7 protein-coding genes are annotated in these 9,018 nt (G+C 64.2%); 5 read left to right on the top strand and 2 right to left on the bottom strand.

The window, feature by feature from the left end:
* Positions 1–29 precede the first annotated feature (29 nt).
* Positions 30–1,316, top strand: a complete 1,287-nt coding sequence (locus FJ423_RS31610) for an FAD-binding oxidoreductase (RefSeq protein ID WP_140847481.1) — start codon at positions 30–32, stop codon at positions 1,314–1,316.
* A gap of 258 nt (positions 1,317–1,574) precedes the next feature.
* Complete coding sequence (locus tag FJ423_RS31605) at positions 1,575–2,465, top strand: SH3 domain-containing protein (RefSeq protein ID WP_140847478.1); 891 nt, start codon at positions 1,575–1,577, stop codon at positions 2,463–2,465.
* Here FJ423_RS31605 and FJ423_RS31600 read toward each other — a convergent pair.
* A complete protein-coding gene (locus FJ423_RS31600; RefSeq protein WP_140847474.1) occupies positions 2,449–3,759 on the bottom strand; it encodes a Mur ligase family protein in 1,311 nt (436 codons plus the stop codon). The two genes, FJ423_RS31605 and FJ423_RS31600, sit on opposite strands and share 17 nt — an antisense overlap.
* Positions 3,760–3,894: 135 nt before the next feature.
* Positions 3,895–4,641, bottom strand: a complete 747-nt coding sequence (locus tag FJ423_RS31595) for an SDR family oxidoreductase (RefSeq protein ID WP_140847471.1) — start codon at positions 4,639–4,641, stop codon at positions 3,895–3,897.
* 305 nt (positions 4,642–4,946) lie between these two features.
* On the opposite strand from FJ423_RS31595, the gene zwf reads away from it, so the two are divergent.
* The 3 genes from zwf (at position 4,947) to edd (ending at position 8,999) form a co-directional block, all read left to right on the top strand.
* On the top strand, positions 4,947–6,416 hold the full coding sequence (zwf, locus tag FJ423_RS31590) for a glucose-6-phosphate dehydrogenase (protein WP_140847468.1): 1,470 nt from the start codon (positions 4,947–4,949) through the stop codon (positions 6,414–6,416).
* Positions 6,398–7,114 carry a 6-phosphogluconolactonase gene (gene pgl / locus FJ423_RS31585; protein ID WP_140847465.1) on the top strand — a complete coding sequence of 239 codons (717 nt, stop codon included), beginning with the start codon at positions 6,398–6,400 and terminating at the stop codon, positions 7,112–7,114. Before zwf ends, pgl begins: the two co-directional genes overlap by 19 nt.
* A gap of 61 nt (positions 7,115–7,175) precedes the next feature.
* The gene (edd, locus tag FJ423_RS31580; protein ID WP_140847463.1) at positions 7,176–8,999 is read left to right on the top strand and encodes a phosphogluconate dehydratase; all 1,824 of its coding nucleotides are present in this window, start codon (positions 7,176–7,178) and stop codon (positions 8,997–8,999) included.
* The last annotated feature ends 19 nt before the right edge of the window (positions 9,000–9,018 follow it).

Below are 9,018 nucleotides of genomic sequence, written 5' to 3'. Positions count from 1 at the left end.
ACTCCCCTACTCCCCTACTCCCGAGCATCATGTCCTACCAATCCCCCATCTCCCCCGGTCGTTCCTGGTATGAGGACACGGTCGGATCCCGGCCTGAATATCCGGCTCTCGACGGCGACCGTATTTGCGACGTCGTCATCATCGGCGGCGGCTTCACTGGCTTGTCGGCAGCCGCGCATTTGGCGAAGGCCGGCGCGGATGTCGTGCTGATCGATGCCTATCGCTTCGGCGATGGCGCGTCGGGGCGCAATGGCGGGCAGCTCGGCACCGGCCAGCGCGCCTGGGCGGAAGAATTGGAAGCCGAATACGGCCTTTCCCGGGCCAAGGCGCTGTTCGACCTGGCCGAGGAAGCCAAGGCGCATCTGCTGGACTTCGCCGCCGCCAACGCGATCGACATCGACTATATGCCGGGTCAGCTTTCGGTGGCGCACAAGCGGCGTTATGTCGACGACTACAGGCGCCACGCTGAGATCATGGCGAGCCGCTTCGGCTACCCGCATATAAGCTTCATGGACGCGGCGGAAACCGCGGAAAGGCTGGGCTCGACACGTTATTTCGGCGGCACGCGCGACACCGGCACGGGGCACATCCACCCGCTGAAACTAGTGATCGGCACGGCGAAAGTGGCGGCCGCCGCCGGCGCGCATCTGTTCGAGCAGACGCCGTCCACCGGCATCGTTTCCAATGGCGGCAAGGTGACGGTCACGACGCCCAGGGGCACGATCACAGCCGACAAATGCCTGGTCGGGGTCAATGCCTATGGCGGCAATCTGGAGCCGGTGAGTGCGGCGCACATCATGCCGATCGGTTCCTTCATCGGCGCGACCGTGCCGCTCGGCGCCACTTCCAAGGTGCTGCCGGGCGGCGAGTCGGTCGATGATTCCCGCTTCGTGGTGCGCTATTTCCGCAAGTCGAAGGACGGCCGGCTGTTGTTCGGCGGCCGCGAGATCTATGCCGTCAACGATCCGAAGGACATCCATATTCACATCCGAAGGCAGATCGCCGAACTCTACCCCGACCTTAAGGATGTCGAGATCACGCATGGTTGGGGCGGCTATGTCGGCATCACGGTGCCGCGAAAGCCGTTCGTACGCGAAGTGATGCCGAAAGTGATTTCGATGGGCGGTTATTCCGGCCACGGCGTCATGCTGTCGAACTTCTTCGGCAAGCTCTATGCCGAGACCGTTGCCGGCAATCGCGACCGCTTGAAACTGATCGAGGATCTGAAAATCCCCGCCTTCCCAGGCGGCCGGCGTTTGCGCGCGCCGCTCTTGTTCCTGGCGCTGAACTGGTTCGCGTTGCGTGACAGGATTTGAAGCTGGCTGCCCATCCGAAGCCGCCGATTCGACGCCGGCGGCTTCCACGCGGCAGGTTGTGGAAGCCTTAACAGGCACGCAGAATTTCGCAATTTGGCTCACTCATGCCATAATCAGCAGTAAAAGGTGCGATCATGGGCGAAAATCCGGGGATTTCGCGGGCTTTGTCCGCAGTGATTTAGGGACCGATGCTGATCGAAGCCGATCGTTACGGCAATGATCGAAAGAACGTCGGCCCGCTTGTTGGAGGTGGTTTGAGTGAACGAGCCCTTCAGTTTCGGCGCGCCGGAACGGCAGCGCTTCACAATGCAGTTCGGCTATAACGTACGGCCATCCTTCTGGCAGAAGGTACAGTCGAACGCGCATCTGGTCATTGCAGCGGTCGGCACCGCCGCGCTGATCGGCGTGGCCGCGGTGGCGCTATGGCTATGCTTTCCGGGCAGCGACCGGCAAGTGGCCGCGGCGAGTGCCGAGCAGACCGTTCCGGCGATTCCGGTGAAGACCACGAAAGTCGCTCCGGCGGCAGCGGCGGTGACCGTGGCGACGGCGCCGCAGGCCGCGCGCAAGGGAGACGCGGTAACGCCCACGACGGCGGCCCGCGAAGCCAATATTCCGGCCCTGGCATCAAATAACCCCCGCTGGACGGCTCCCGACGCCAAGACGCCGCCTGCCCCGGCCGAGAACCAGCCAGCTCCATCCAAGCAGGCCGCCGGCGCGGCCCCCGCGCAATCGACCGATACCGCCTTTGCCGAGGCCGATGCCGAGAACGACGCCGCGAACGCGCTGTCGCAGGTCACCGGTTCCGCCAGCGAGACAGCAGCGGCAGCGAAGAAGCCGGGCGACACGATGGATGGCGCCCAAACCGCCGCCATTCCCGAAGCCAAGCCGCAGGTTCCAGATACGCAGCCGGCAGCGACAGACAGCTCGGCGCAGCCTGAGCCGAAAGCTCAAAAAGCCAGCGCGGCCGCAAACGGGCGCGTCTTGAGGGCCGTGACCATGCGCTCAGGCCCGAAGAAAGGTGCCGCCGCAATCACCACGGTGCCGGCCAAGGCATCGGTGCAGGTGATGAATTGTAAGAAATGGTGCGAGATCGTCTATAACGGCAAGCACGGCTGGGTCTACAAAAGCTACGTCAAGACCGGCGCGTGAGGCCAAGCAGCCATCCGAAACGGCGTCTTCTGCGTTCAAGTCGGCGATTTGCCACGAAGGACTTGTGTTCCTCGAACGGCACTTCGTAGAGGCCGCAAGTGGAACACCCTTCCTTCTTGCCGCACGCTGGTATCCAGCATCTGACATCGTGCGTCCAGGCAAGCGCGACCCTCTCCAGATGAAGATTGCCGGAGCTCTTCAGCAGGATCAGTTCTCCGGGGACAGCCGTCTGCTTGATGTGATCGGAGACTTCCTTCGGGGTGCGAAGCTCGATCAAACGGCCACTGTCCCGATCCGCCTGGCTGGCGCGTGAGCGATGGGCATTGTCGCCGGTATAGATGACCTCGTCGGCGACGTCGCGCGCGATACCGTAAGCAGCGCCATATTTTCTCGACGAACCGGTGTAGTCGGAAATCTGTCCGACGACGATCCGTTTGCGAACGGCCTTGGCTTTGGCCATCATCTCGAACGCAATGTTCAGCGAATGCCAGGGCGCTTTGGCGGCATCGACTATGAACTGTGGACCCCGATCGGTCACCAGCACCGTGCAGCGGTTGGCTAGAGGTTCGAAGGATGCTGTCCTTGCGGCGATTTTTTCCGGCGGGACACCAAGTTCCAGCGCCGTGACGGCGGCGGCCGCCGCCGGCAGCCAGAAGTGCTCGCCAGGAAATCGTGTCTGCATGTCTATGTCGCCGCCGCGCCAGCGAAGTGAAAATCTGAGCAGGTCCGGATAGGCGGCATGGATGTCTGTTACACGATAGTCCGCGGCTTCCGACTGACCGAAAGTCGCCACGCGGCACCTTGCGCCCGAAGCCATATCAAGCACATGCGGGTCGTCGGCGTTCAAGATCGCGAGTCCGCCCGGCGACAACACCTCAACCAGCGCTCTCTTTTCCTGGGCGACAGCATCCAGGGTCCGGAATTGAGTGACGTGCTCCAGCCTGACCATCGTTACGACCGCTACGTCCGGCTTCAGCATCTGCGCCATCGACCGGATTGAGCCGGGCTCAAACGCGCCGGCTTCGAAGACGACATAGTCGACCTTGCCCGCACGTTTCATCCGCTTGTAGAGCGTGCGGACAAGCGCCTTGAGCGTGTTGGCTAGAACTTGGGTATAGACCTTGCCGTGACTGGCCAGGATATGACCAAGCAAGCTCGTTGCCGTCGATTTGCCGGAGCTGCCGGTTATGCCGATGAAGGTCGCCTTGCTTCGCGCACGTGCACGCTCTGCCCGATAGCGACGCAATCGCCAGCCGAGGTCGTTGCCAATTTCGCGCAGCCTGAGCTTAACCACCCGCCAGTTTCCCTTACCCCGATCCGTTATTCCTTCGGCGGACCATCAAGTCAAACTGGAGCTCGGCCGGACGGCGCCAATCCGTTCGTTCACCGCAACCAGGAGCGGAAACCGCGATGTGCTTCCAGGAGCGGCTCAGATACAACGCCCGCCATCGACCTCCAGCGCCACGCCGGTGATGAAGGCGGCTTCATCCGAGGCCAGCCACAGCGCCGCGTTGGCGATGTCGAGCGGTGTCGAGAGCCGTCCGAGCGGGATCGAGGCGCGGAACTTTTCGCGGATCTCAGGCGTGTCGGCGCCCATGAACTTCTCCAGCATGCCGGTCTCGCCGGCGACCGGGCAGAGGCAGTTGACGCGGATGTTCTTCGGCGCCAGCTCGACGGCCATCGACTTGGTGGCGGTGATCGCCCAGCCCTTGGAGGCGTTGTACCAGGTCAGGCCCGGCCGCGGCCGAAGCCCGGCCGTGGAGGCCGTGGTCAGGATGACGCCGCCGCCCTGGCGGTCCATGATCGGCACGACGGCAAGCGCCGCGTGGTAGATCGCCTTCATGTTGACGGCGGTGATCAGATCGAAGGTTTCCTCATCGACGCCGAGCATATCGCCATTGCGATGGGTGAAGCCCGCATTGTTGACCATGATGTCGATGCGACCGAAGGCGCTCTTGGCGGCATAGATCATCTCGTCGAATTCGGAGCGCAGGGAAACGTCGGTCTGGATCCAGATGGCGCTCTCGCCGATCTCTTCGGCCACCCGCTCGGCCCCCCTGGCGTTGAGGTCGGCGACGATCACGCGCGCGCCCTCTTCGGCAAAGCGCTTGGCCATGCCTTCGCCGAAGCCCGACGCTGCGCCGGTGATGACGGCGACTTTGTTTTCCAGACGCATGGTTTTCCTGCTCTTTGGATTCCGCAGCTTGACGTGATTTTTCCATCTGCCGCCCGGCACGTCGCGCGCCAGGCTACATCTCCCTTAGCTTTCGTCACATTCGCGTTCTATGCTGCAGCCGCGAACGCTTCCGGAAGCCATGGCTTGCCGACAGGCCTGCCGGCGGCGTGAGTGTCGGGAAACATGTGGACCGATGCAAGTGCAAGCCATTGGTCCTCGCATGTGACACCATGGCACTGGAAAATTTAAATCGATTAGAATATACCAACCACGCTGCCGGCGCCCGGCATCAAATCGGACTGACCATGACCAGCCAGATCATCCCTGTCGACCCATTCGACTTCATCATCTTCGGCGGCACCGGCGACCTGTCGGAACGCAAGCTCCTGCCATCGCTCTACTATCGCCAGTGCGGCCACCAGTTCTCCGAGCCGACGCGCATCATCGGCACCTCGCGCGCCAAAATGACCGATGCCGAATTCCAGGGCTTCGCCAAGAAGGCGATATCAGATCATGTGAAGCCTGCCGATATCGATCCGAAGGAGTTGGAGATATTCCTGGCAAGGCTCTCCTACGTGTCGGCGGACGCAACCACTGGCGCCGGCTTCGACAAGTTGAAGAAAGCAATCGGCGACAGCGACCGCATCCGCGCCTTCTACCTTGCGGTGGCGCCGGCGCTGTTCGGCGACATTTCGCACCAGCTCAAGGAGTACAAGCTGATCACGCCGAACTCGCGCATCGTGCTGGAAAAGCCGATCGGCCGCGACCTCACCTCGGCGCGGGCGCTCAATGACGCTGTCGGTGACGATTTCCACGAAAGCCAGATCTTCCGCATCGACCACTATCTCGGCAAGGAAACGGTGCAGAACCTGATGGCGCTGCGCTTTGCCAACGCGCTCTACGAGCCGTTGTGGAACTCCGCCCAGATCGACCATGTTCAGATCACGGTCGCCGAGACCGTTGGTCTCGAGGATCGCGTCACCTACTACGACAAGGCAGGCGCGTTGCGCGACATGGTGCAGAACCACATTCTGCAGCTGCTCTGCCTGGTGGCCATGGAAACGCCGTCGTCGATGGACGCCGACGCGGTGCGCGACGAGAAACTGAAGGTGCTGCGGGCACTGAAGCGCATCAACGGCAACGAGGCGCCGAAGCACACCGTGCGCGGCCAGTATCGCGCCGGCGCCTCGGCCGGCGGGCCTGTCAAGGGCTATGTCGAGGAGCTCGGCAAGGACAGCAACACCGAGACCTTCGTCGCCGTGAAGGCCGAGATCGGCAACTGGCGCTGGGCCGGCGTTCCCTTCTATCTGAGGACCGGCAAACGGCTCGCCACCCGCGTCTCGGAAATCGTCATCGAGTTCAAGCCGATCCCCTATTCCATCTTCGGCGACAGCGCCGGGCCGATCTTCCCCAACCAGCTGGTCATCCGCCTGCAGCCGGACGAGGGGGTGAAGCAGTTCATAATGATCAAGGATCCGGGGCCGGGCGGCATGCGGCTGCGCCAGATCTCGCTCGACATGAGCTTCGCGCAGTCCTTCCAAGGTCGTGCGCCGGACGCTTATGAGCGACTGATCATGGATGTGGTGCGCGGCAACCAGACGCTGTTCATGCGCCGCGACGAAGTCGAGGCTGCCTGGAAATGGATCGACCCGATCCAGAACGCCTGGGAAAGCGCCCGGCAGGAAGCTCAGGGCTATACCGCCGGAACCTGGGGGCCGTCGGCCTCGATCGCGCTCATCGAACGTGACGGACGAACATGGCACGAGAGCAATTGAGCCAAGTCCGCTACGGCTGGAACGGCTTTGCCGATCGCCAGGACCTGGCGACGGCGCTGGCCGGACAGATTGCCGACCGGCTGGACAGCGCCATCGCGGAACGCGGCACAGCGCTGCTCGCAGTGTCTGGCGGCACCACGCCGGCGAAATTGTTCGCCACGCTGTCGACCGCGCCCATCACCTGGGACAAGGTCACCGTGACGCTGGTCGACGAGCGCTTCGTGCCGCCGTCCTCGCCGCGTTCGAATGCCGGGCTGGTGGCGGCGAACCTGCTCCAGAACAAGGCCGCTGCGGCGCGCTTCGTGCCGCTCTACCACGAGGCGGCGAGCATCGAGGATGCAGCCGCGATGGATAGCGAAGCGCTGCGGGCGCTGCCCTGGCCGCTCGACGTGGTGGTCCTCGGCATGGGCGGCGATGGCCATACGGCGTCGTTCTTCCCGGATGCCGGCAATCTCGAGGAATTGCTCGACCCGGCCTCGCGGCGGATCGTGCTACCGGTGCATGCGGCAAGCGGGGGCGAGCCGCGGCTCACGCTGTCGATGGCGCGCATCGTCGCCGCCGGCTTCGTCGCGCTCCACATCGAAGGCGAGGACAAGCGCGCCGTGTTCAACGGCGCGATGAGTCCTGGCGCGAAGAAGCCCATCCGCAGAGTGATCGAGGCGGCGCCTAGACCGATAGAGGTGTTCTGGGCACCCTGATTTCAGATGAGGACAGCCCGGCGGCAGAGGGAGGACGTTGCCGGGCTCGAAAGGACGGACCATGACAGCCAGACGCGACATCGAAACCATCACGGAACGCATCCGCCAACGTTCGAGGGCCGGCCGCGAAGCCTATCTCGGCCGTATCGCGGAGGCTTCCAGCCGCACCGCCAACCGCGCGGTGCTGGGCTGCGGCAATCTCGCCCACGGCTTTGCCGTGTGCAGCCCATCCGAAAAGATCGCGCTCGGGGGCGACCGCGTGCCGAACCTCGGCATCATCACCTCCTACAATGACATGCTGTCGGCGCATCAGCCCTTCGAGACGTTCCCGGCACTGATCAAGGAAGCCGCGCGCGAGGCAGGCGGTATCGCCCAGGTCGCCGGCGGCGTGCCGGCGATGTGCGACGGCGTCACCCAAGGCCAGCCCGGCATGGAGCTGTCGCTGTTCTCACGCGACGTGATCGCGATGGCGGCGGCGATCGGCCTGTCGCACAACATGTTCGACGCCGCCGTCTTCCTCGGCGTCTGCGACAAGATCGTGCCCGGGCTGGTGATCGCAGCGCTCACCTTCGGGCATCTGCCTGCGGTCTTCATCCCGGCCGGGCCGATGACGACCGGTCTCGCGAATGACGAGAAGGCCAGGATCCGCCAGCTTTATGCCGAAGGCAAGGTCGGCCGCGCCGAACTGCTGGAAGCGGAGTCCAAATCCTATCACGGGCCGGGCACCTGCACCTTCTACGGCACCGCCAATTCGAACCAGATGCTGATGGAGATCATGGGCCTGCACACGCCCGGCGCCTCCTTCGTCAATCCGGGCACGCCGCTGCGCGACGCGCTGACCAGGGAAGCGGCAAAGCGCGCGCTGGCGATCACCGCGCTCGGCAATGCCTATACGCCGGTCGGGCGCATGATCGACGAGCGCTCGGTCGTCAACGGGGTCGTCGGGCTGCACGCCACTGGCGGCTCGACCAACCACACGATCCACCTCATAGCCATGGCCGCCGCCGCCGGCATCGCGCTGACCTGGCAGGACATTTCCGACCTGTCGGAGGCCGTGCCGCTGCTCGCGCGCGTCTATCCGAACGGGCTTGCCGACGTGAACCACTTTCACGCGGCAGGCGGGCTCGGCTTCCTGATCCGCGAATTGCTCGACGAAGGCCTGTTGCACGAGGATGTGCAGACGGTGTGGGGCGAAGGCCTGCGGCCCTACGCGGTCGAGGCGAGGCTTGGCGATGACGGCAGCGTCGTGCGCGAAGCGGCGCCGCTCAACAGCGGCGACGAGAAGGTGCTGGCGCCGGTCAAGAAAGCGTTCCAGCCGACCGGCGGCTTGAAAGTGCTGGCCGGCAATCTCGGCCATGCCGTGATCAAGACCTCTGCGGTCAAGCCCGAACGTCGCGTCATCGAGGCGCCGGCCAAGGTGTTCGACAGCCAGCAGGGCCTCAACGACGCTTTCAAGGCCGGCCAGCTTACCGGCGATTTCATCGCCGTGATCCGCTTCCAGGGGCCGAAGGCCAACGGCATGCCGGAACTGCACAAGCTAACCACCGTGCTCGGCATCCTGCAGGATCGCGGCCAGCGTGTCGCGCTGGTGACCGACGGGCGCATGTCGGGCGCCTCCGGCAAGGTGCCGGCAGCGATCCATGTGACGCCGGAAGCGGTCGAGGACGGACCGATCGCCAGGATCCATGACGGCGATGTCATCCGGCTAGACGCCGATGCCGGCACGCTGGAAGTGCTGGTGCCGGGGACGGAATTCGCGCTGCGCCGCACGGCCGACGCCGACCTCATCGGCAACGAGTTCGGCTTCGGCCGAGAGCTGTTCGCGGGCTTCCGACAGTTGGTCGGGCGGGCCGATCACGGCGCCGCCGCGTTTGGCAACGCCTGACGTCTTCCCCAATGTGCCT

This window comes from Mesorhizobium sp. B2-8-9 (assembly GCF_006439475.1).
In the GTDB taxonomy this organism is placed as follows: domain Bacteria; phylum Pseudomonadota; class Alphaproteobacteria; order Rhizobiales; family Rhizobiaceae; genus Mesorhizobium.
This window is presented reverse-complemented; position numbering and strand designations above follow the sequence as displayed.

What these genes read in the sequence shown, in the direction of transcription:
- FJ423_RS31610 (WP_140847481.1), top strand. Translation starts at nt 30, where the DNA reads ATGTCCTACCAATCCCCCATCTCCCCCGGTCGTTCCTGGTATGAGGAC.
- pgl (WP_140847465.1), top strand. Translation starts at nt 6,398, where the DNA reads ATGGCACGAGAGCAATTGAGCCAAGTCCGCTACGGCTGGAACGGCTTT.
- edd (WP_140847463.1), top strand. Translation starts at nt 7,176, where the DNA reads ATGACAGCCAGACGCGACATCGAAACCATCACGGAACGCATCCGCCAA.
- zwf (WP_140847468.1), top strand. Translation starts at nt 4,947, where the DNA reads ATGACCAGCCAGATCATCCCTGTCGACCCATTCGACTTCATCATCTTC.
- FJ423_RS31595 (WP_140847471.1), bottom strand. Translation starts at nt 4,641, where the DNA reads ATGCGTCTGGAAAACAAAGTCGCCGTCATCACCGGCGCAGCGTCGGGC.